19 protein-coding genes are annotated in these 20,514 nt (G+C 73.6%); 12 read left to right on the plus strand and 7 right to left on the minus strand.

Annotated features, from left to right (window positions below; genetic code table 11):
• Positions 1–145 precede the first annotated feature (145 nt).
• Both thyX and OYE22_RS01215 read left to right on the plus strand, forming a co-directional pair.
• Positions 146–922 (plus strand): FAD-dependent thymidylate synthase, encoded by a 777-nt coding sequence (gene thyX / locus OYE22_RS01210; protein ID WP_277318632.1) that lies wholly within the window; start codon positions 146–148, stop codon positions 920–922.
• A gap of 167 nt (positions 923–1,089) precedes the next feature.
• On the plus strand, positions 1,090–1,629 hold the full coding sequence (locus OYE22_RS01215; protein WP_277318633.1) for a GNAT family protein: 540 nt from the start codon (positions 1,090–1,092) through the stop codon (positions 1,627–1,629).
• An 88-nt stretch (positions 1,630–1,717) separates the two neighbouring features.
• On the opposite strand, the gene OYE22_RS01220 is transcribed toward OYE22_RS01215, so the two are convergent.
• Together OYE22_RS01220 and OYE22_RS01225 are read right to left on the minus strand one after the other, a co-directional pair.
• Positions 1,718–3,115 carry a cation:proton antiporter gene (locus OYE22_RS01220; RefSeq protein WP_277318634.1) on the minus strand — a complete coding sequence of 466 codons (1,398 nt, stop codon included), beginning with the start codon at positions 3,113–3,115 and terminating at the stop codon, positions 1,718–1,720.
• A 6-nt stretch (positions 3,116–3,121) separates the two neighbouring features.
• Positions 3,122–3,592, minus strand: a complete 471-nt coding sequence (locus OYE22_RS01225) for a cation:proton antiporter regulatory subunit (RefSeq protein WP_187065177.1) — start codon at positions 3,590–3,592, stop codon at positions 3,122–3,124.
• A 312-nt stretch (positions 3,593–3,904) separates the two neighbouring features.
• Here OYE22_RS01225 and ligD point away from each other — a divergent pair, with 312 nt between their 5' ends.
• Positions 3,905–4,816: a non-homologous end-joining DNA ligase gene (ligD, locus tag OYE22_RS01230; RefSeq protein ID WP_277318635.1), complete on the plus strand. Its 912-nt coding sequence runs from the start codon at positions 3,905–3,907 to the stop codon at positions 4,814–4,816.
• A gap of 218 nt (positions 4,817–5,034) precedes the next feature.
• On the opposite strand, the gene OYE22_RS01235 is transcribed toward ligD, so the two are convergent.
• Entirely contained in the window at positions 5,035–6,096 is a 1,062-nt protein-coding gene (locus OYE22_RS01235; RefSeq protein ID WP_277318636.1) for a PRC and DUF2382 domain-containing protein, read from the minus strand.
• Positions 6,097–6,443: 347 nt separating this feature from the next.
• Entirely contained in the window at positions 6,444–7,679 is a 1,236-nt protein-coding gene (locus OYE22_RS01240; protein ID WP_277318637.1) for an acyl-CoA dehydrogenase family protein, read from the minus strand.
• A gap of 148 nt (positions 7,680–7,827) precedes the next feature.
• On the opposite strand from OYE22_RS01240, the gene OYE22_RS01245 reads away from it, so the two are divergent.
• Complete coding sequence (locus OYE22_RS01245; RefSeq protein WP_187061664.1) at positions 7,828–8,478, plus strand: TetR family transcriptional regulator; 651 nt, start codon at positions 7,828–7,830, stop codon at positions 8,476–8,478.
• Between the two features lie 62 nt (positions 8,479–8,540).
• Here OYE22_RS01245 and def read toward each other — a convergent pair whose 3' ends face one another.
• On the minus strand, positions 8,541–9,092 hold the full coding sequence (gene def / locus OYE22_RS01250) for a peptide deformylase (protein WP_277318638.1): 552 nt from the start codon (positions 9,090–9,092) through the stop codon (positions 8,541–8,543).
• A gap of 211 nt (positions 9,093–9,303) precedes the next feature.
• On the opposite strand from def, the gene OYE22_RS01255 reads away from it, so the two are divergent.
• From OYE22_RS01255 to OYE22_RS01275, 5 genes are all read left to right on the plus strand, one after another.
• A complete protein-coding gene (locus OYE22_RS01255; protein WP_176165570.1) occupies positions 9,304–10,542 on the plus strand; it encodes a MurT ligase domain-containing protein in 1,239 nt (412 codons plus the stop codon).
• A gap of 131 nt (positions 10,543–10,673) precedes the next feature.
• Positions 10,674–11,402, plus strand: a complete 729-nt coding sequence (locus tag OYE22_RS01260; protein ID WP_176165569.1) for a glutamine amidotransferase — start codon at positions 10,674–10,676, stop codon at positions 11,400–11,402.
• Positions 11,403–11,506: 104 nt separating this feature from the next.
• The gene (locus OYE22_RS01265) at positions 11,507–12,532 is read left to right on the plus strand and encodes a 6-phosphofructokinase (RefSeq protein ID WP_277318639.1); all 1,026 of its coding nucleotides are present in this window, start codon (positions 11,507–11,509) and stop codon (positions 12,530–12,532) included.
• 143 nt (positions 12,533–12,675) lie between these two features.
• Positions 12,676–13,638, plus strand: coding sequence for a cytochrome c oxidase assembly protein (locus OYE22_RS01270; RefSeq protein WP_277318640.1), 963 nt, complete (start codon positions 12,676–12,678; stop codon positions 13,636–13,638).
• 100 nt (positions 13,639–13,738) lie between these two features.
• The gene (locus tag OYE22_RS01275; protein WP_277318641.1) at positions 13,739–13,897 is read left to right on the plus strand and encodes a hypothetical protein; all 159 of its coding nucleotides are present in this window, start codon (positions 13,739–13,741) and stop codon (positions 13,895–13,897) included.
• A gap of 19 nt (positions 13,898–13,916) precedes the next feature.
• Here the strand turns inward: OYE22_RS01275 and OYE22_RS01280 are convergent, their stop codons facing one another.
• On the minus strand, positions 13,917–14,336 hold the full coding sequence (locus OYE22_RS01280; protein ID WP_277318642.1) for an SSI family serine proteinase inhibitor: 420 nt from the start codon (positions 14,334–14,336) through the stop codon (positions 13,917–13,919).
• Positions 14,337–14,770: 434 nt separating this feature from the next.
• Between OYE22_RS01280 and OYE22_RS01285 the strand changes: the two genes are divergently transcribed.
• Both OYE22_RS01285 and OYE22_RS01290 read left to right on the plus strand, forming a co-directional pair.
• On the plus strand, positions 14,771–15,880 hold the full coding sequence (locus OYE22_RS01285) for an NAD(P)-dependent oxidoreductase (RefSeq protein WP_277318643.1): 1,110 nt from the start codon (positions 14,771–14,773) through the stop codon (positions 15,878–15,880).
• Positions 15,881–15,952: 72 nt separating this feature from the next.
• Positions 15,953–16,879: a TIGR02452 family protein gene (locus OYE22_RS01290; protein ID WP_277318644.1), complete on the plus strand. Its 927-nt coding sequence runs from the start codon at positions 15,953–15,955 to the stop codon at positions 16,877–16,879.
• Between the two features lie 147 nt (positions 16,880–17,026).
• Here OYE22_RS01290 and OYE22_RS01295 read toward each other — a convergent pair whose 3' ends face one another.
• Positions 17,027–18,676 (minus strand): alpha/beta hydrolase, encoded by a 1,650-nt coding sequence (locus tag OYE22_RS01295; RefSeq protein ID WP_277318645.1) that lies wholly within the window; start codon positions 18,674–18,676, stop codon positions 17,027–17,029.
• A 656-nt stretch (positions 18,677–19,332) separates the two neighbouring features.
• Between OYE22_RS01295 and OYE22_RS01300 the strand changes: the two genes are divergently transcribed.
• The gene (locus OYE22_RS01300; RefSeq protein WP_277318646.1) at positions 19,333–20,289 is read left to right on the plus strand and encodes a M28 family metallopeptidase; all 957 of its coding nucleotides are present in this window, start codon (positions 19,333–19,335) and stop codon (positions 20,287–20,289) included.
• The last annotated feature ends 225 nt before the right edge of the window (positions 20,290–20,514 follow it).

A 20,514-nucleotide genomic window follows, 5' to 3' on the forward strand; every position in this document is an offset into this window, starting at 1 on the left:
GCCCGCGCGGCGCGAGCGCGGGCAGCGAGGAGGTCCGGCCCCCGCCCTGGCCCGCCGGGACCGCGCGGCGGAGCGGATGGGCGGACGTGGCAGACTCGGCCAGCGCATGTGCTCGAAGCTACGAAGGATGGTCACGTTGCGTCGCGTGGAACCCGAGGTCCGCCTCATCGCCCGCCCCCAGTTGGACTACGACGAGGTCGCCGCGTACCTCGCCGAGGTGGGCGGTGAGAAGTGGCTCGAGCGCATCGACCGGGGCGAGCTGGACGACGCGCAGAACCTGGCGGAGTTCGCCGGGCGGGTCTGCTACCGCTCCTGGGAGCCGGGCCTGAACCCCAACGTCACCCGCATCCGCACCGACCAGGAGAAGTACCTGCGCAACATCCTGGCCAGCGCGCACGGCTCGGTCCTCGAGCACGTGAGCTTCACCCTGGTGCTGCACCACGTGAGCCGGGTCGCCACGCACGAGTTGGTGCGCCACCGCGCGGGCACCGCCGTCTCGCAGGAGTCGCTGCGCTTCGTGCGCCTGGACGACCTGCCGTTCTGGTTCCCCCGGTGGGCCGAGGGCGACCCGGAACTGATGGAGCGGGCCACGGAACTGCTCGGGCGGATGGAGGAGTTCCAACAGTGGATGGCCGGCCACTTCGGGCTCGACGAGGAGGGCGTGCCGTTCGCGGAGAAGAAGGCCAAGACCTCGTTCATGCGCCGGTTCGCCCCGGAGGGGGTGGCGACCGGCCTGTTGTGGACCGCCAACGTGCGCACCCTGCGGCACGTCATCGAGAGCCGCACGGCGCCGGGCGCCGAGGAGGAGATCCGGCTGCTGTTCGGCAAGGTCGGAGAGTTGCTGACCCGCGAGGCCCCGGCGCTGTTCGGCGACTACACCGTCGAGGACGGCGCCTGGGTCCCCGGCTGGCGCAAGGTCTGACCCGCCGCTCGACCGTCGGCGTAGGCTCCGGCGCCCGCCCCGACGCGTACGACCTCGCGCGGCCGGCGCCGCCACCCGCCCCGAGCACCGCGCGCACCTCGCACGACGGCGCGGACGATCTCTAATTGGGTTGCCGCCGGCCAGCCCGGCCGGATAGGAAGGCGCCCATGCTCAAAGGCAACACGGTCGGGCTGCGCGCCCGCCACGAGGACGACATCCCGGTCCTGCGGACCGAACTCTACGACGACGTGGTCAACGGCTCGCGGGCCGAGGGCGGGCCGTGGCGGCCGGTGACACCCGGTACGAAGGACCCGCGGCTCGTGACGGACGACACGGAGCAGGGGCGCGTCCCGTTCTCCGTGGTGGACCTGGCGAGCGGCACGCTGGTCGGCATGGCCAACCTGTGGGGCATCGACACCCACAACCGCTCCGCGCACATCGGGCTCGGCCTGCTGCCCGCCGCCCGTGGCAAGGGTTACGGCGCCGACGTGGTCGCCGTGCTGTGCCACTACGGCTTCGTCGTACGCGGCCTGCACCGGCTCCAGATCGAGACGCTGGCGGACAACACCGCGATGCTGCGTTCCGCCGAACGCAACGGCTTCGTCCGCGAGGGCGTGCTGCGCTCCTCGTCCTGGGTCCTCGGCGAGTTCCTGGACGAGGTGCTGCTCGGCCTGCTCGCCGAGGACTGGAAGCCGGCAGCGAGCTGACCCGCCGCCCCGCCCACCAGGGGCGGGCCGCGGCCGTCGTAGCCGGTCGCGGCTCGGGGCGGCGGGTTCGCCCCGCGTTCGGCCGCCCCTACGGGAGCGGCTTGCCGCCCCGGTGGGTGGACAGCCCCGGCTCGCCCTCCGGCTCCGTACCGGCGTCCGGCTCGGGCTCCGGGAGCCGCGCCGCGGACGCGTCGGGGCCGGGCACGGCGGCCTCGGCCGGGCCTTCCGGAGGCGGCGCCGGAGCGTCGGTGGCGGTAGTGACCCCGCCCGCCGGCTCGGGCTCGACGGAGTGGGGCGAGGCGTCGCCGGCCGCCCGGGCAGTGGAGCCCCTGGTGCGGCGTTCGTTCAGCCGGCGTACGGCGGGCTCGGTGTAGCGGGCGGCGAGCGGGCCGACGATGACCAGGATCAGCACGTACGCCGTGGCGATGGGCCCGATCCTGGGCTCCGTGCTGACCGCGAGCCCGGCGATGACGATGGAGAACTCGCCGCGCGCGACGAGCGTGCCTCCGGCGCGCAGCCGCCCGCGCGGCCCGATGCCGGCGCGGCGCGCCGCGTACCAGCCGGTGCCGATCTTGGACACCGTGGTGACCGCGGCGAGCAGCAGCGCGGGCACCAGCACCGGCGGGATCTCGGTCGGGTCGGTGGACAGGCCGAAGAAGACGAAGAAGACGGCCGCGAACAGGTCGCGCAGCGGCGTCAGCAGCCGCTCCGCGCCCTCGGCCACCTCGCCGGAGAGCGCGATGCCCACCAGGAACGCCCCCACCGCCGCGGAGACCTGGAGCTCCTGGGCGACACCGGCGACCAGCAGGGTCAGGCCCAGCACGACCAGCAGCAGCATCTCGGGGTTGTCCGACGAGACGGCCCGGCTGATCAACCGGCCGTGCCGCAGGGCGAGGTAGAGCACGATGCCGACGGTGCCGAGCGCGATGAGCAGGGTCAGGCTGCCGCCCGCGAGCCCGGCGCCGGCCAACAGCGCGGTGAGCAGCGGCAGGTAGACGGCCATCGACAGGTCCTCGATGACCAGGACACTCAGGATGACCGGTGTCTCGCGGTTGCCGAGGCGTCCGAGGTCGGTGAGGACCTTCGCGATGACGCCCGACGAGGAGATCCAGGTGACGCCGGCGAGGGCGACGGCGCCGACCGGACCCCAGCCGAGGAGGAGGGCGGCGACGGCCCCCGGGACGGCGTTGAGGACGAAGTCCACCGCACCGGACGGGTACTGGGTCTTCAGGCTGGTGACGAGTTCTGACGCGCTGTACTCCAGACCGAGCAGGAGCAGCAGCAGTATCACGCCAATTTCAGCGCCGACGCCGACGAACTCCTCACTGGCCTTGAGCGGGAGCAGCCCGCCCTGCCCGAAGGCGAGGCCGGCCAGCAGGTAGAGCGGTATCGGTGACAGGCCGAAGCGCAGCGCCAGACGCCCTATGAGCCCGAGGCCCAGGATGACGGCCCCGAGCTCTATGAGGAGTGTTGTGGTGTCATGCACGCTGGTTCAGCCCTCCGCGATGATGGTGGAGAGCGCGTCGACGCCCTCTCGGGTGCCGACCGCGACGAGCGTGTCGCCGATGGCGAACCGGAAGTCGGGTCCGGGCGAGGGGTGCGCGCTGGTGCGGCGCAACACCGCGACGATGGACGCCCCGGTACGGGTCCTGGCACCGGTGTCGCCGAGCAGCCGTCCCGCGTACGGGGACCTGCTGCCGACCGGTATGTGCTCGGTGACCAGGTCGATGCCGTCGGTGCGGACGGCGGCGATGGGCGCCGGATCGATGAGGTGGGCGACGGCGGTCGCCTCCTCGGGCGCGAGGCAGATGGACACCTGACAGGAGTCGGGGTCGTCCTGGGAGTAGAAGCCGATGAAGCGACGGCCGTCGTGGTGGACGACGACGGACAGGTGCTGTCCGGCGTGCGTCGTGAAGTCGTACTGGGTACCGACACCGGGCAGCGTGGTGCGCCGTGTGCCCATGGTTGCCTCCTGGGACGCACGTGGTCAGAGCGATTTCTTTAACGTTATATGACCTACGGTGACCGGAGGAACGCTGGGTTCCGGCCCCGGTTCGCCCCGCTCACCCCCGCCCGAGCACCACGTGTTCCGGCCTTCACCGCTCCCCCACGAGCCCCTTCCGCCCTCGCCGCGCACCTACGGCCGGCCCCGCGCGGGGCGTCGGCGGCGCTCCGTCACCACGGGCCGCGCACCCGGGCGAACCGCGCGCCGGGGTCGGGCCGGCTCGCCGCGCCGCCCGCGCGCGCACGCCGGGCGCGTGGCATCGTCCGTGTCATGTCCGCAGCCCCCGACCGGCAGGCCGTGCGGGTGGACGGCCACCAACTGGCCCTGACCCACCTGCGCAAGACGCTCTTCCCCGCATCGGAGCACACCAAGGCCGAACTCCTGCACTACTACGCGCGCGTCGCGCCGCTGATGCTGCCGCACACCACCGACCGGGCGGCCTCGTTCGTCCGCGCCCCGGACGGTGTGGACGGCGAGCGCTGGTACGCCAAGAACCCGCCGCCCGGCTGCCCCGACTGGGTCACCATCACCTCCGTGCCCGGCAAGGGGGAACCGGCCCCGCACGTCGTCGTCGACTCGACCGCGGCGCTGGTGGCGATGGCCAACCTCGGGGCGTACGAGGTGCACGTGCCGCAGTGGCGGGCCGGCGCCGGGCCGGCGACGCACGACCGGGTCGTCTTCGACCTCGACCCGGGCCCCGGCGCCGACGTCACCGACTGCTGCCGGGTGGCGCTCCCGCTGCGCGCGGCGCTCGCCGCCGACGGCCTGACGGCCTGCGCGGTCACCTCCGGCTCCAAGGGCCTGCACCTGTACGTGGCGGTGGAGCCCGCCCGCGCCGAGACCGCGGTGGCCTACGCCAAGCGGTTGGCGGTGCGGATGCGGGCGGAGCTGCCCGACCTCGCGGTGGCGACGATGGCGCGCGCCGCGCGGCACGGCAAGGTGTTCATCGACTGGTCGCAGAACGCCTCGGCGAAGACCACGGCCGCCCCGTACACGCTGCGCGTCCGCGAGCGCCCCGGCGTGGCGACGCCGGTCGACTGGGACGAGGTCGCCGGGTGCGCGCACCCGGCCGACCTGACCTTCGGCCCGGAGGAGGTGCTGGCCCGCGTCGAGGAGCGGGGCGATGACCCACTCGCGCCGCTCCTCGACGCGGCGCGGCGCGGGCGGCTGCCCGAGGCGTAGCGGGCGGGTGCCCGCGCGCGGACACGACGTGGTCCCCGCCGCTGTCGGATGCGGCGGGGACCACGTCGTCCCGGTTGGAGGCGTCGCCCCGGCGTGCCCTGCTCCGGTCGGGCACTGGCCTGGGCTGGCCTGGTCGGGTCTGGGCTTGTTCGGCTTTCTGGCCCTGTTCCGCTCCGTTCCGTGTCGAGTGCTCCGTGGCGGTCGGCGTGACGGCGGGGTCAGCGCACGTCCTCGGGGCCCTTCCTGCCGCCGGGGCCGCCGCGGCGACCTCGTTCACCGGCTGTTCCCTCGTCCCCTTCGGCGCCCTCGTACTCCACGCGCTCCTTGCGCACCCGCGCCGAGACCTCCTCCTGCTCGGTCACCCGCTCGGTCTCCAGGCGTACGCGCTCCACCGGCACGGTCTCCTTGCGGACGACGGCGCGCTCCGCGTGCAGCGTGACCTCCACCTCGCCGTCCTCGATCCGCGCGTCGCGGCTCTGTCGCCGCATGTCGTCCGCCGTGATCGGCTCGCGCGTGAGGTGCACCTCCTCGTGGCTGACGGGCACGGTGCGGGTCACGTCCTCGGTGACCACGTGCTTGCGCAGCCGGGCGCGCCCCGTCTCGTGCTCCTCGGTGCCGACCCGGAGCTGCTCCTCGGAGAGGATCATCTCCTGGACACCCTCCTTGGCCGTCCGACCGGCGTGCCTCCCTCGACCCTCCTTGGTCATGCGTTCGGCGCCCATCTCACGGGTCTCCTTGGCCGACGCGTCGGCCGTCTCGGCGCCGCGCCCGGCGCCCGCGCCGACCAGCTTGGGTCCGCCGGCCTCGGTCCGCTGACCGGACTCGCGGCCCGCGGCGTACCCGGCGGCTCCGCCGCCCGCCGCACCGCCGGCCGCGCCCGCCATGCCCCCGCGCGTGGTGTTCGCGTCGCCGCCGGTCGTCGCGTCCGTTCCCTGTCCGCGCCCCGTCGTCTGCCGACCGGGCTGGCGCAGGCCGTAGTGCCGGTAGAGCTCCGTCTCCTCCTCCGGCGAGAGGTGCCCGGCGGCGTCGATCCGCGGAGCGTCCTTGATCTCGTCCTTGCTGTACGGGACGCGCAGGTCACCACCCGAGTGCTGGGCTCCGGCGAGGGGGACGAAGGTCTCCTTCATGCCGAACAGCCCGGTGCGAACGGTTATCCATTCCGGTACGCCAGTGATGTCGTCGCTGTACACCTGCTGCACCGACCCGACCTTCTGGCCGTCCGGGTCGACCACGTGCATGCCGGACAGCTCCTGCGGGGTGTCGCCCTGAGGTGCGGTCATCGCCACTGTCTCCTTTCGCGCGTAGCACGCGCCGACACGGCTGGGCGTGCTCCGCCTTCCATTGCGCGCGCCCCGCAAGCACACGGCGACCGCTGGCGCCCCTCGTCACCGCCTGCGACGCCGCTCCGGAACCGGTCCCGGGGCCGCACGAGCGCGCTGCGCCGGCCTCGCCCGGGAATTTGGGGCGTACTCCATTCGGGTGAGGGCGGGTCCGCGTACGCCCGTGCCGGCGCGGCGGCCGGGGGCCGGGGCGGGCACGACGACGCCGGGCGGCGCCCCGTGGTGGGGGCGCCGCCCGGCGCGGGAGTCGTGCTACGCGGGCGGCCTGGCGCGGTCGCGGCGCGCGGTCAGCGGATGGGCATCCCGGACAGGGTGCGGGCGATGACCAGGCGCTGGATCTCGCTGGTCCCCTCGAAGATGGTGTAGATGGCGCTGTCCCGGTGCATGCGCTCGACCGGGTACTCGCGGGTGTAGCCGTTGCCGCCGAGGATCTGTATGGCCTGGGCGGTGACCTTCTTGGCCGTCTCGCTGGCGTACAGCTTGGACATCGAGCCCTCGGCGGCGGTGAACGGCCGACCGGCCGCCGCCATCCACGAGGCCCGCCACACCAGCAGCCGGGCCGCGTCGACCTGGGTGCGCATGTCGGCGAGTTGGAAGGCCACGCCCTGGTTGTCGATGATCGGGCGGCCGAACTGGGTGCGGGTCTTCGCGTACTCCAGCGCCTCCTCGTACGCGGCGCGCGCCGTACCGACGGCCATCGCGCCGACCGCCGGCCGGGACGCCTCGAAGGTGGCCATGGCCGCGTTCTTCACACGCTCGGCCCCCGCCGCGCTCTGGGCGCCACGCTCGCGGGCGCGGGCCAGCCGCTCGTCCAGCTTGGGCTTGCCGCCGAGCAGGCAGTCACCGGGGACGCGGACGTCCTCCAGGACCACCTCGGCGGTGTGCGAGGCGCGGATGCCGTGCTTCTGGAACTTCTGGCCCTGAGACAGGCCCGGCGTGCCCGGCGGGATGATGAAGGAGGCGTGCCCCTTGGAGCCGAGTTCCGGGTCCACGACGGCGACCACGACGTGGACGCTGGCGATGCCGCCGTTGGTGGCCCAGGTCTTGGTGCCGTTGAGCACCCACTCGTCCTTGGCCTCGTCGTAGACCGCGCGGGTGCGCATGGCGGCCACGTCCGAGCCGGCGTCGGGCTCGGACGAGCAGAAGGCGGCGACCTTCACGTCGTTCGCGTCGCCGTACATCTGCGGCACCCAGGTGCCGATCTGCTCCTCGGTCCCGTTGGCCAGCACGCCCACGGCGGCGAGCCCGGTGCCCACGATGGACAGCGCGATGCCCGCGTCGCCCCAGAAGAGTTCCTCCATGGTCATCGGGATGCCGAGCCCGGTGGGGTCGAAGAACTGCTGGGCGTAGAAGTCCAGCGAGTACAGGCCGATCTTGGCCGCCTCCTGGATGATCGGCCAGGGGGTCTCCTCCCGCTCGTCCCACTCCGCGGCGGCCGGGCGCATCACGTCCTGCGCGAATCCGTGAATCCAGTCCCGTACGGACTTCTGCTCCTCGTTGAGTTCGAAAGAGAACTCCGGCATGATCCCCTCCAGCCGCTCATTACCTTCGGTAACAGGAGTCTGTTACTCGCCAGTAGGGGCTGTCAACTCCCTGGTCGCCGGAGGGACCGCAGGCCATGGGGTGTTACGTTGCGCGGGCCGCACGGAACACCGGGGTGGGAGGCACACCATGGACACCACGCAGCGCGACAGCCAGCAGCGCGCGCACGAGGAGCGCAGACGCGAGCTGCTCGAGGCCGCCGACCGGGTCGTGCTCCGCGATGGGCCCGGCGCCTCGATGAACGCCATCGCCGCCGAGGCGGGCATCACCAAGCCCATCCTCTACCGACACTTCGGCGACAAGGGCGGCCTCTACCGCGCGCTCGCCGTCCGGCACACCGACGCCCTGCTCGCCGCGCTGCGCGCGGCCCTGGACGCCCCGGCCCAGCGCCGGGCCCGGGTCGAGGCGACGTTGGACACCTACCTCGCCGCGATCGAGGCCCGCCCCCAGGTCTACCGCTTCCTCATGCACCCGGCCGACGACCAGTCGGAGGGCCAGCCCGAGCAGGGCTTCGACGTCGGGCGGCACGCGGCGCCGCTGCTGCGCCGGCTCGGCGAGGAGCTGGCCCAGGTGGTGGCCGAGCGGGTGGACCTCGGCCCGGACGGCGCGGAGAAGGCCCGGGTGTGGGGCCACGGCATCGTCGGCATGATGCACGCCGCGGGCGACTGGTGGCTGCGCGACCGGCCCTGCCCCCGCGAGCAGCTCGTCAGCCACCTCACCGACCTGCTGTGGGGACGCCTGGCCGACGCCGGCGACCGGGAGGGCGGCCCGGCCTTCTAGGCCACCGCCACCCGGGGCGCCTCCCGCGACGCGGAGGCGCGGCCCCCGCTCCCCCGCCGTGCTTACGCCGTGGACCCGGTCGCCCACGGGGCGCGGGCCGCCGCGCGCAGCGCCCGGCGCTGGCGGCGGCCCTCAAGCCGGTCGGTGAACAGCTTGCCGTCCAGGTGGTCGCACTCGTGCAGCAGGCAGCGCGCGAAGAAGCCGCTGCCCTCGACGCGCAGCGGACTGCCGTCCACGCTCACGCCCTCCACCACCGCGCGGTCGAAGCGCGGCGTGCCGGCCTCGATGCCGGGCAGCGACAGACAGCCCTCCGGGCCGCGGAAGATCAGCCCGTCGGCCTCCACCAGGCGGGGGTTGACGAGGTGTCCCAGATGGCGGCGGTCCTCGTCGTCGGGGCAGTCGTAGACGAACACCCGTAGCGGAACGCCGATCTGATTGGCCGCGAGGCCGACGCCCCCCGACGCGTACATCGTCGCGTACATGTCCTCCACCAGGCGGGCGAGCTCGAAGCCGAACTCCGTCACCTCCGCGCACGGGGCCGCCAAGTGGGGGTCGCCGAGCAGCCGAAGCGGCCGCACCCGTCCCGAGCTGCCGGGGATCGCGCCAGTTCGCATGCGGAACAGGGTACGGTCCGGCCGGGCCGGTGCGGCCTGGCCGACCGGACCGGGAGGCCCGGCGCAGGTGGCGGGGTTCGGGCCGGGGTCCGGATCTCGATAGGCTGAACCCCGACCGAAGCCTCCCGGCTGGCGATTCGGCATCAAGGGGGCGTTTGACCGGCAGCCCCGGGGGCGGGCACTGCGCCGGACGCAAGGAGGAACAAGGACGATGGCAGGCAACACGGAGCCGCTGCCGCCGCGCGCCAAGCTGGCCGTGACGGCGGGCAGGGCAGCAGCGGCGGTGTCGCGGGTCGCTGGTCGCGGCAGCGGGTCAGTGATCGGGGGGAAGGTCTCCCTTCGGCTCGACCCGGACCTGCTGGCCCGGCTGGCGCGGCATCTCGACGTGATCCTCGTCTCCGCGACGAACGGCAAGACCACCACCACCCGGCTGATCGCCGAGGCGCTGCGCGCCAGCGGACCGGTCGTCTCCAACGCCCTGGGCGCCAACATGCCCGCCGGCATCACCTCCGCCCTCGCCGGCGGCTCCGACGCCCGGTACGGCGTCATCGAGGTGGACGAGAAGTACCTGGCCGGCGTGGCCCGGGACACCACGCCCAAGGCCATCGCGCTGCTGAACCTCTCCCGCGACCAGCTCGACCGCGCCGCGGAGACCCGGATGCTGGCCGAGAAGTGGCGCGAAGGCCTGGCCGGCAGCAAGGCCACGGTCATCGCCAACGCGGACGACCCGCTCATCGTGTGGGCGGCCTCGTCCAGCCCGAACGTGGTGTGGGTGGCGGCAGGCCAGGAGTGGAAGGACGACGCCTGGTCCTGCCCGTCCTGCGGTGGCGTGCTCCAGCGCCCGGGCGACGACTGGGGCTGCGCCGACTGTGGCTTCCGCCGCCCCCGCCCCACCTGGGCCCTCAACGGCGACTACGTGCTCGACCCGCAGGGTTCGGCGTGGCCGATCCACCTCCAGCTCCCCGGCCGGGCCAACAAGGCCAACGCGGCCACCTCCGCCGCCGTCGCCGCCACCTTCGGGGTGCCGCCGCAGGTCGCGCTGGAGCGGATGTACGCGGTGCAGGCGGTCGCCGGCCGGTACGACGTCGTCACCTTCATGGACCGCCAGCTCCGGCTGCTGCTCGCGAAGAACCCGGCCGGCTGGCTGGAGACGTTCTCGCTGATCGACCCGCCGCCCACGCCGGTGATCCTGTCGGTCAACGCGCGCGGCGCGGACGGCACCGACACCTCGTGGCTGTGGGACGTGGACTACACCCGGCTCGCCGGACACCCGATCATGGTGATCGGCGACCGCAAGCTGGACCTCGCGGTGCGCCTCGAGGTGGCCGGACTCGACTTCCGGGTCTGCGAGAACGCGGACGAGGCGGTGCGCATGGCGCCGCCCGGCCGGATCGAGGTCATCGCCAACTACACCGCCTTCCAGGACCTGCGTCGCCGCGTCGGCAACTAGCCGCCGGCCACGACGGACCCCCGGCCCCCGCGCGACGTCGACTCCCGCGTCGGGGGCCGACCCACCGCGGCGGGCCGGCCCCCGACGCGGCCACCGCCCCCCGAACCGCTGAAGCACGAAGGATGCCGAGGATGAGCCAGAACAGCCTGCGCCTGGTGTGGGTCTACCCCGACCTGCTGAGCACGTACGGAGACCAGGGCAACGCGCTGGTCGTGGAGCGGCGCGCCCGCCAGCGCCGGCTGAACGTCTCCCGCGTCGACGTACGCTCCGACCAGCAGATCCCCACCTCCGGTGACATCTACCTGATCGGCGGCGGCGAGGACCGGCCGCAGCGGCTCGCGGCCGAGCGGCTGCGGCGCGACGGCGGCCTCAACCGCGCGGTGGAGAACGGCGCCATCGTCTTCTCGGTCTGCGCCGGCTACCAGATCCTCGGGCACGAGTTCATCAACGACCTCGGGCAGCGCGAGCCCGGGCTCGGCCTCCTCGACGTGGTCAGCACCCGTGGCGAGGGCGAGCGGTGCGTGGGCGACGTGCTCGGCGACATCGACGAGCGGCTCGGGCTGCCGCCGCTGACGGGGTTCGAGAACCACCAGGGCGTCACGCACCTCGGCCCCACCGCCCGCCCCTTCGCCCGGGTCCGGCTCGGCAAGGGCAACGGCACCGGCGACGGCACCGAGGGCGCGTGGAACGACACCGTCTTCGGCACGTACATGCACGGCCCGGTGCTCGCCCGTAACCCGCAGATCGCCGACCTGCTGCTGAAGTTGGCGCTCGACGTGAACGCGCTGCCGCCGGTGGACGACCGCTGGTACGAGGCGCTGCGCAACGAGCGGATGGCGGCGGCGACGCAGACCGCATGACGGACACTCGCCCCGCGAGAGTGCTACGCGCTTGTAGGCTGACTGCGATCCAACCGGACGACGGGGTCCGGTCGTCCGGTTGAGTTGCAGAGGTATCACAAACCATGCGTATTGGTGTGCTCACTTCCGGCGGTGACTGCCCCGGTCTGAACGCCGTGATCCGGTCGGTCGTGCACCGCGCGGTCGCCGACCACGGCGACGAGGTCGTGGGGTTCCACGACGGTTGGCGTGGCCTTCTCGAAGCCGACTACCGCAAGCTCGACCTCGACGCCGTCGGCGGCATCCTGGCCCTGGGCGGCACCATCCTCGGCTCCTCGCGGGTGCGCCCCGAGCACCTGCGGGACGGCGTCGAGCGGGCCCGTGGTCACGTCGCGGACCTCGGTCTCGACGCGATCATCCCGATCGGCGGCGAGGGCACGCTCAAGGCGGCCCGGCTCCTGTCCGACGCGGGGCTGCCCATCGTCGGCGTGCCCAAGACCATCGACAACGACATCGCCTCCACCGACGTGACGTTCGGCTTCGACACCGCCGTCGGCGTGGCCACCGAGGCCCTGGACCGGCTCAAGACCACCGCCGAGTCGCACCAGCGGGTGCTGATCGTCGAGGTGATGGGGCGGCACACCGGTTGGATCGCGCTGCACTCGGGCATGGCCGCCGGCGCGCACGCCATCGTCGTACCCGAGCGCCCCTTCGACATCGGTGAGCTGGCCGATGTGGTGGGCCAGCGCTTCCAGGCCGGCAAGAAGTTCGCCATCGTGGTCGTCGCGGAGGGCGCCAAGCCGCGCGAGGGCTCCATGGAGTTCGACGTCGGAGGCAAGGACGTCTACGGCCACGAGCGGTTCGCCGGCGTCGCCCGGCAGCTCTCCGTCGAACTGGAGGAGCGCCTGGGCAAGGAGGCGCGGCCGGTGATCCTCGGCCACGTGCAGCGCGGCGGCACGCCCACCGCCTACGACCGGGTGCTCGCCACCCGGTTCGGCTGGCACGCGGTGGAGGCCGCGCACCGGGGCGACTTCGGCATGATGACCGCGCTGCGCGGCACCGACATCGTCCTGACCCCGCTGGCCGAGGCGGTGGAACACCTGAAGACGGTGCCCATGGAGCGGTACGCCGAGGCCGAGTGCGTGCTGTGAGCTGAACCCTCTCCCGCCGGCGCCCGCGCCCGCACACCGGTGGTTCCGCACCGGCTGGCGCGCCGACCGCCCCCGGCCCACGACGTGGCCGGGGGCGGTTCTACTCTGGTGCGAGCGTTTGCGGCGATTTGAGGAGAGAGCGGATGGATCACGGCGGACACGGCATGGACATGAATCTGCCGCCGTTCACCCTGGCTCGCGGGTTGGAGTACAGCAGCGAGCCGTTCTTCCTGATCGGCTGCCTGCTGGCGCTGGCCCTGTACGGGTGGGGCGCGCTGCGGTTGCACCAGCGCGGTGACGGCTGGCCCGTGATGCGCACCGTCTCCTTCACCGTCGGCGTGCTGACCGTCGCGCTGGTGATGTGCACCAAGCTCAACGACTACGGCATGGTCATGTTCAGCGTGCACATGGTGCAGCACATGGTGATCAGCATGCTCTCGCCCATCCTGCTGCTACTCGGCGCGCCGGTGACGCTGGCGCTGCGGGCGCTGCCGGCCGGGCGGGCGCGCGCCGGGCGCGGCGGCCCCGGCCCCCGCGAAGTGCTCGTCTCCCTGCTGCACAGCCGCTACGTGCGGATCATCACCCACCCGGCGTTCACGATCCCGCTGTTCATCGCGAGCCTGTACGCGCTCTACTTCACGCCGCTGTTCGACTTCCTGATGGAGTCCAAGCCGGGGCACATCGCGATGATGGTGCACTTCCTCGCGGTCGGCCTGGTCTTCTTCTGGCCGATCATGGGCGTGGACCCCGGCCCGCACCGGCCCGGGTACGTCATGCGGATGCTGGAGCTGTTCGCCGGCATGCCCTTCCACGCCTTCTTCGGCATCGCCCTGATGATGGCGTCCGAGCCGATGATCGGCACGTACAAGAACCCGCCGGACTCGCTGGGCATCGACGCGCTCTCGGACCAGAACGCGGCGGGCGGCATCGCCTGGGCGTTCAGCGAGATCCCGTCCGTGGTGGTGCTGATCGCGCTGGTCTTCCAGTGGTACCGGTCCGAGCAGCGCACCGCGCGCCGCTCGGACCGGGTCGCCGACCGCGACGGCGACAAGGAGCTGAACGCCTACAACGACTACCTGGCGTCCTTGCAGGCCAAGAGCAGGTAGCGGCGGCCGAGCGCTAGCGGTGGCGCCCCGCTCCGGGGGACGATGGCCCCCTGGCCGTGGTCGGGGCGCACGCCCCGGCCGCCATGAGGAGGTTGCGGGGATGCCCGGATCTGCGAAGGCGATGGCGATTCTCACGGTGGGCGGCCTGGTGATGGTGACCGCCTACACCGTGACGTTGGGCAGCAACGGCTGGCTGTGGTTCGGCTGGGTGGTGCTCGGCCTGCTGACCGTGGGCGTGATGGCCGCGCGGGGCACGTGAGCGGGCGCGCCGGTGCGGCTCAGACCCCGGTGGCGGCGGGGAACTGGAAGAGCGCGCCGGTTGCGGCCCGCAGGTGGCAGGCGTTGGGGTAGGTCCGGCTCCAGTTGACCGGGGTGCCGCGCCAGGCGCCCGTGACGCGCGCGGTGACGGGCGCGTGCTCCTCGGTGCACACCAGCCGCTGTGCGACGAGCCGATCGGGGTTCCCGTCCGCCGCGCGCAGCGCCGTACAGGCCTCGGCCGCCCTCGGGTGCGATCCGCCGGCGGGGTCACACTCCAGCCGCGCCATCCCGGTCAGATCGCCGTCGGCGCCCGAGACGGTGAGGAAGAGACTGCCCGCCGGCGGCCTCTGGGCGGCGTCAGCCACGGGGGCGGTGGCGAGGCCGCAGGCCGCGAGCGCGGCGGCGGCGAGGATGCGGGCGGTACGGGCGCGGCGGTGCATGGGGCCTCCTGGTCAGGTTCGGGACCGGGCCGGACGAGGCCCGGGCGCGGCCACCGGCTCGCCCGGCGCGGCGGTACACGGCGTACGAGGCACCGCGCGCCGCGCCCCGGCCACGCCGACCACGAGGGCCGTCATGGCTGTCGGACGGACGGGGCCGCGAGCGTCAGCGCACCCCGACCCGGCGGCCCGGGACAAGGCGACGCACCGGGCGACCACCCGATCGGACGCATCGGGCTCGGCCGGTGGCGCGAGCCCAGCCCGACGGTCCGCCACGTGCCTCTCCCCCCCGGCCCTCGCCGTGCTGGCGTGACCCGCCGGCCTTCACCCCGGCTGCCGCGCCGGGAGCCTGACGCCGAGGACGTTGCGCTGACGGCGGATCAGCGCACGGCGAACGGGCCTTGGGGGGCGTCGCGCCCGGGCCTTAGCGTCGCACCATGATCACAGATGCGGCAGGGCAGACCGGGGCGGCGGCTGCGAGCGGGGCGCGCGGGATCGCGTTCGTCCTCGGGGCGCGCGGGCAGATCGGCCGGGCGGCGGTGCGCGCGCTGGCCGCCGACGGCTGGCGGGTGCGGGCGGCCTCGCTCAGCGGGGCCGGGGACCCCGAGTGGCCTCGTGAGGTGACGCCGCTGGCCGTGGACCGGGAGGACGACGCCGCGCTGGCGGCGGCCCTCGGCGAGGGCTGCGACGTGCTGCTCGACTGCGTCGCCTACGGCGCCGCGCACGCCAACCAGTTGGTCTCCCTCGCGGACCGGATCGGCTCCGCCGTCGTCATCTCCAGCGGCGCCATCTACGCGGACGGGCGCGGGCGCAGCTTCGACACCCAGGACGAGCCGGACGGCTTCCCCGAGCTGCCCGTCCCGGTGCCCGAGTCCCACCGCACGGTGGCGCCCGGCGAGAGCAGCTACGCCACCCGCAAGGTGGCCCTGGAGCAGGCGCTGCTGGCGGCCGGCGACCGGCTGCCCAGCACACTGGTGCGCGCCGGCGCCGTCCACGGCCGACACAGCCGCATGCCGCGTGAGCTGCACTTCGTGCAGCGGGCGCTGGACCGGCGGCCCGTGCGGGTGCTCGCGCACCGTGGCGAGAGCCGCTTCCACCCCGTCCACGCGGACAACGTCGCGGAGCTGGTGCGGCTCGCCGCCCGGGCGCCGGGGTCGCGGGTGCTGAACGCGGGCGACCCGCAGGCGCCGACCGTCGCCGAGATCGCCCGCGCGGTGGACGCCGTGCTCGGCGTGGAGAGCGAACTGGTCCTGGTGGACGGGGTCCCCGCGGCCGAGCGGGTCGGGGTGACGCCGTGGAGCGCGGCGCACCCCGTCGTGTACGACATGTCGGCGGCCGAGCGGGAGTTGGGGTACCGACCGGTGATCTCCTACCAGGAGGCGCTGGCCACCACGGTGGAGTGGGTCGCGGAGAAGCTGGCGGCCGAGGACTGGCGCACGGCCTTCCCCGGCATGGTCGGGCCCTACGCGTTGCTCTTCGACTACGCCGCCGAGGACGCCTGGCTGGCGGCGGGCAAACCCGTGGCGCCGCGCGACGGCACTCCGTAGCCTCGTCCCCGATCAGGGGCCGCGCCGCGAGCGTGGCGGCGGCCCGGTAGGCGGGGGACGGTGAGCGGGGACATGAGCGCGCGGTTGCGGGGCATCGCCAAGGAGACGGAACAGATCGTGGCGGCGGGCGGCTACGCGTCGCCTGACGGCCACCCGGTGCGGCTGGCACCGTGGCTGGCCGAGGCGGCCGAGGGTACGCGGCTGTACGGGCCGGGCCCGGTGGAGGTCGCACAGGAGGTGGCCGCTCCGGGCGATCGGTCGGAGTCGCGTACCCGGTTCGAGGTGACACCGGAGGGCAGCCTCGGCGCCGCCCGTCGGCTGAGCACCGGGGGCGGGGCGGCGTACGGCGCGGGCGCCCGGGGGACGGACGAGGCCGGGCCGGCCGTGGCGGGCGGCACCGTCGCGGTGCTCAACTTCGCCTCGGCCCGCAACCCGGGCGGCGGCTACCTGAACGGGGCGCAGGCGCAGGAGGAGGCGCTGTGCCGGGGCAGCGCGCTCTACGCCTGCCTGCGGCGGGTCCCGGAGTTCTACGCCGCGCACCGCGCCGACCCCAGCCCGTTCTACAGCGACCGGGTCATCTACTCGCCGGGCGTCGCGGTGTTCCGCGACGACGGCGGCGCGCTGCTCGACGAGCCGTACCGGGTGGCGTTCCTGACCTCGGCCGCGCCCAACGCCGGGGTGATCGCCCAGCGCGACCCGGCGGCGGTGGCGCGCGTTCCCAAGGCCCTGGCCTCGCGGGCGGAGCGGGTGTTGGAGGTGGCCGCGGCGCACGGCCACCGTCGTCTGGTGCTCGGCGCCTGGGGCTGCGGGGTGTTCCGCAACGACCCGGCCCAGGTCGCCGGCGCCTTCCGGGCCCTGCTGACGGGCGACGGGCGCTTCGCCGGCCGCTTCGCCCACGTGGTGTTCGCGGTGCTCGACCGGCGCGCCGACTCCCCCACCCGGGCCGCCTTCGCCGCGGCGTTCGGCCCGCGCCCGGGCCACGCCGTCGCCCCGGCCTGACCGGCCGGCGGACGAGCGGAGCCGTACGGCCCGGGGGTTCGCCGGAGGAAGCGACGGCGGAGGCCGCCGGGCCAGGCCCGGCGGCCTCCGCTGTGGTGAGCCGTTCCCCTCGCGCCGGGGCGGTCGGTCACCGCCCCGGCCCGGTCGTCAGGGGGTGAGGCGGTCGGCGGCCAGCGTGGCCTTGGTCTTGCTCGCCTGCTCCGGCTTGGGCGTGGCGTGCGGACCGCAGACCACGTCCTTCGCGTCCACCGTGCCGCGCAGCAGGTAGGCGTCCACCCGCTGGTTGATGCAGGGGTTCAGCTCGGTGGTGACGCCGTGCGAGCCGGCGCCCTGCTCGGTGATCAGACGCGAGCCCTTGAGCCGCTTGTGCAGCTCGACGGCGCCCTCGTACGGGGTGGCGGCGTCGCGGGTGCTCTGCACGATCAGCACCGGCGGCAGGCCGCGGTGGGACTTGACGTTGACGGGCTGGTACTGCGGGCCCTCCCAGGTGGCGCACGGCAGGTTCATCCACGCGTTCGACCAGGTCAGGAACGGGTGGTCGCGGTGCAGCCGGGTGTTGTCACGGTCCCACGTGCGCCAGTTGGTGGGCCACTTGGCGTCGGCGCACTCGACGGCCGTGTACACGGCGTTGCCGTTCTCCGCCGAGATGTTGCCCTTGACGTCCGACAGGTCGGGGCCCGCGGCCTCGATCAGGGGCTTGGCGTCACCGGCGAGGTAGGCGCTCCACACGGAGGCGACGGTGGTCCAGGCCGAGTCGTAGTAGGGGGCGTTCTGGAAGAAGCCGAGCAGTTCGGCCGGGCCGACCACGCCGCCGATGGGGTTCTTCTTGGCGGTGGCGCGCAGCTTCTCCCACTGCCGCTGGACCTTCTCGGGCGTGTCGCCGATGTGGTACGCGGAGTCGTAGCGGGCGACCCACTTCTTCCAGTCGTTCCACCGGGTCTCGAAGGCGACGTCCTGGTCCAGGTTGGCCTGGTACCAGATCTTCTCCTGCGAGGGGTTGACCACGCTGTCCACGAGCATGCGGCGCACGTGCTGGGGGAAGAGCGTCGCGTAGACGCCGCCGAGGTAGGTGCCGTAGGAGACGCCGATGAAGTTCAGCTTCTTCTCACCGAGCGCGGCGCGGATGACGTCCAGGTCGCGGGCGGTGTTCGGGGTCGTCATGTGCGGCAGCATGTCGCCGCTGCGCTCGGCGCAGCCCTGAGCGTACTGCCGGGCCAGCTTGCGCTGGGCGCGCTTGTCGGCCTCGCTGTCGGGCACCGGGTCGAGCTTGGGGGCCTTGACGAACTCCTGCGGGTCGACGCAGGAGATGGGTGCGGAGCGACCGACGCCGCGCGGGTCGAAGCCGACGAAGTCGTACGCCCTGGCGGTCTTCTGCCACAGCGGGGCCTTGGTCGTGACGCGCTTGGGGAAGCGGAGCCCGGAGCCGCCGGGGCCGCCGGGGTTGTACAGCAGCGCGCCCTGTCGCTCGTCGGCGGTGCCGGTGTTGCCCACGCGGTCAACCGCGATCTTGATGGTGCGGCCGTTCGGCTTGGTGTAGTCGACCGGGACGGTGACGTACCCGCACTGGATCGGCTTCTCCAGGCCCCAGTCGGCCGGACAGTCCTTCCAGTCGATGCCGGTGTGCGCGGCCCGCGCGGCGGCGATCTTGACGCCGATGGCGGCGCGCTGCTCCTTGGACAGCCCGGGGCGGTGGCTCTGCCGCTCGCCCGCGCTGGCCACCGGGCTGGCCAGGGTCCCGGCGATGAGGACGCCGGTCAGCACGGTGCCGGCCGCACCGAATATCGCTGTTCTCTTCACGTAGGCACTCCCCCTACTTGGGTCGCCGTCGAAGGACGGCGGTGGTGGTCAGGAGGATCTTTACGTCTCCTTCACCCACCAGAACAGGTCACACAAGTGTTCTTTACCAAGACGTAAGCTGCATCGCGGGCTGGTGCAGACGGCCTACCGTCGCGACGTCAGGTCCCCCCGGACCGGCGGACGACCGCGCCGGTCCCGGCCGTCCCGGGCCGCGCGACGCCGCCCGTCACCGTCCCGTACGCCACCCCCGCCGACCGGCCACCGGCCCCGCGCGGACCACACGTTCGGCGTACGGGCGCGGGCTCGATGGCGTACGGGCGCGGGGCCGGTGACGTACGGGAGGGTGGCGCGGGCGCCGCGCTCGGTGGTGGCGTGGCCCTGGGCCGGGCGCGCGGCTGCTGGTGGCGCGTCAGGCGGCGGCCGGGCGGGGCGGGTCGCGACGGGGTTCCGCGCGGCGTTCGGCGTCCGCGGCCCGCGCCGGGGCGGTGGTCTTCGCGCACGTCAGCGCGGTGGCCGGAGGGGTCGGGCGCTTCGGTGACACCGCTCCTCGGAGATGCTCGTCCGGTAATCGCTCTTGACGATGGACAGGAAAGCATCAATTCTCATGTCCGCGTCATCCGCTCCGCACCACCCCCCACATCTGTAACGGAGCCCTCGTGTACCGAAACGTATCGCCGCGCCGCGGCGCCATCGCCGCAGCCACCTGCACCGCTCTCGCCACGGCCCTGCTCGGCGGGGCCACCGACGCCCAGGCGGCCCCCTCCCCCACCCGGGCCGCCGCGCCCGACATCGATGTCGCCGCCGTCAAGGGGCATCTGACCGAGTTGCAGTCCATAGCCGACAGCAACGGCGGAAACCGGGCACACGGCCAGCCCGGCTACAAGGCGTCCGTGGACTTCATCAAGGGAAAGCTGGACGCCGCCGGGTTCACCACCTCCCTCCAGGAGTTCGACTTCAACGGCTCCACCGGCTACAACCTCGTCGCCGACTGGCCCGCAGGCGACGCGGAGCAGGTCGTCATGGCCGGCGCGCACCTGGACTCGGTCGGCCGCGGCGCCGGCATCAACGACAACGGGTCGGGCTCCGCCGGCATCCTCGAGGTCGCCCTCAACGTGGCCAAGGCCGACCTCAAGCCCGCCAAGAAGCTCCGCTTCGCCTGGTGGGGCGCGGAGGAGTACGGCATGGTCGGCTCCACGCACTACGTCAACGAGCTGAGCTCGGGCGATCTGTCGAAGATCGACTCGTATCTGAACTTCGACATGATCGGCTCGCCCAACCCGGGCTACTTCGTCTACGACGACGACCCGGAGCTGGAGAAGGTCTTCAAGGACTGGTACGCGGGCAAGGACATCGTCACGGAGCAGGAGACCGAGGGCGACGGGCGGTCCGACCACGCGCCGTTCAAGGAGCGCGGCGTGCGCGTCGGCGGCCTGTTCAGCGGCGCCGAGGCCGCCAAGACCGCGGAGCAGGCCGAGAAGTGGGGCGGGACGCCGGGCGAGTCCTTCGACCCGTGCTACCACTCCTCCTGTGACACCACGAAGAACCTGGACGACACGGCGCTCGACCACAACAGTGACGCCATCGCGCACGCGCTGTGGAACCTGAGCGCCTGACCCGCTCCCGTTGAGCGCCTGGCCCACCGCGCCGTGGAGGCTCAGCGCCTGCCCCACTCCCCCGCCGCCGGGCACCCCGGCGCACGCGCGGCGTGGGCGGCGGGCACCAGCACAGCCGGGAGGGCCGCCCATCGTCGGGCGGCCCTCCCGCCGTCCGCCCTCCTCGCGTCCCGGTGGCGTTCCCCGTCCCGACGACGGCCACCGCGCGCCGCCGCCCCGCGCTTG

This window comes from Streptomyces sp. 71268 (genome assembly GCF_029392895.1).
Lineage (GTDB): Bacteria > Actinomycetota > Actinomycetes > Streptomycetales > Streptomycetaceae > Streptomyces.

Coding starts and splice junctions, on each gene's coding strand:
- OYE22_RS01215 (WP_277318633.1), top strand. CDS start 1,090: ATGCTCAAAGGCAACACGGTCGGGCTGCGCGCCCGCCACGAGGACGAC.
- OYE22_RS01225 (WP_187065177.1), bottom strand. CDS start 3,592: ATGGGCACACGGCGCACCACGCTGCCCGGTGTCGGTACCCAGTACGAC.
- ligD (WP_277318635.1), top strand. CDS start 3,905: ATGTCCGCAGCCCCCGACCGGCAGGCCGTGCGGGTGGACGGCCACCAA.
- OYE22_RS01235 (WP_277318636.1), bottom strand. CDS start 6,096: ATGACCGCACCTCAGGGCGACACCCCGCAGGAGCTGTCCGGCATGCAC.
- OYE22_RS01240 (WP_277318637.1), bottom strand. CDS start 7,679: ATGCCGGAGTTCTCTTTCGAACTCAACGAGGAGCAGAAGTCCGTACGG.
- OYE22_RS01245 (WP_187061664.1), top strand. CDS start 7,828: ATGGACACCACGCAGCGCGACAGCCAGCAGCGCGCGCACGAGGAGCGC.
- def (WP_277318638.1), bottom strand. CDS start 9,092: ATGCGAACTGGCGCGATCCCCGGCAGCTCGGGACGGGTGCGGCCGCTT.
- OYE22_RS01255 (WP_176165570.1), top strand. CDS start 9,304: ATGGCAGGCAACACGGAGCCGCTGCCGCCGCGCGCCAAGCTGGCCGTG.
- OYE22_RS01260 (WP_176165569.1), top strand. CDS start 10,674: ATGAGCCAGAACAGCCTGCGCCTGGTGTGGGTCTACCCCGACCTGCTG.
- OYE22_RS01265 (WP_277318639.1), top strand. CDS start 11,507: ATGCGTATTGGTGTGCTCACTTCCGGCGGTGACTGCCCCGGTCTGAAC.
- OYE22_RS01270 (WP_277318640.1), top strand. CDS start 12,676: ATGGATCACGGCGGACACGGCATGGACATGAATCTGCCGCCGTTCACC.
- OYE22_RS01275 (WP_277318641.1), top strand. CDS start 13,739: ATGCCCGGATCTGCGAAGGCGATGGCGATTCTCACGGTGGGCGGCCTG.
- OYE22_RS01280 (WP_277318642.1), bottom strand. CDS start 14,336: ATGCACCGCCGCGCCCGTACCGCCCGCATCCTCGCCGCCGCCGCGCTC.
- OYE22_RS01285 (WP_277318643.1), top strand. CDS start 14,771: ATGATCACAGATGCGGCAGGGCAGACCGGGGCGGCGGCTGCGAGCGGG.
- OYE22_RS01290 (WP_277318644.1), top strand. CDS start 15,953: ATGAGCGCGCGGTTGCGGGGCATCGCCAAGGAGACGGAACAGATCGTG.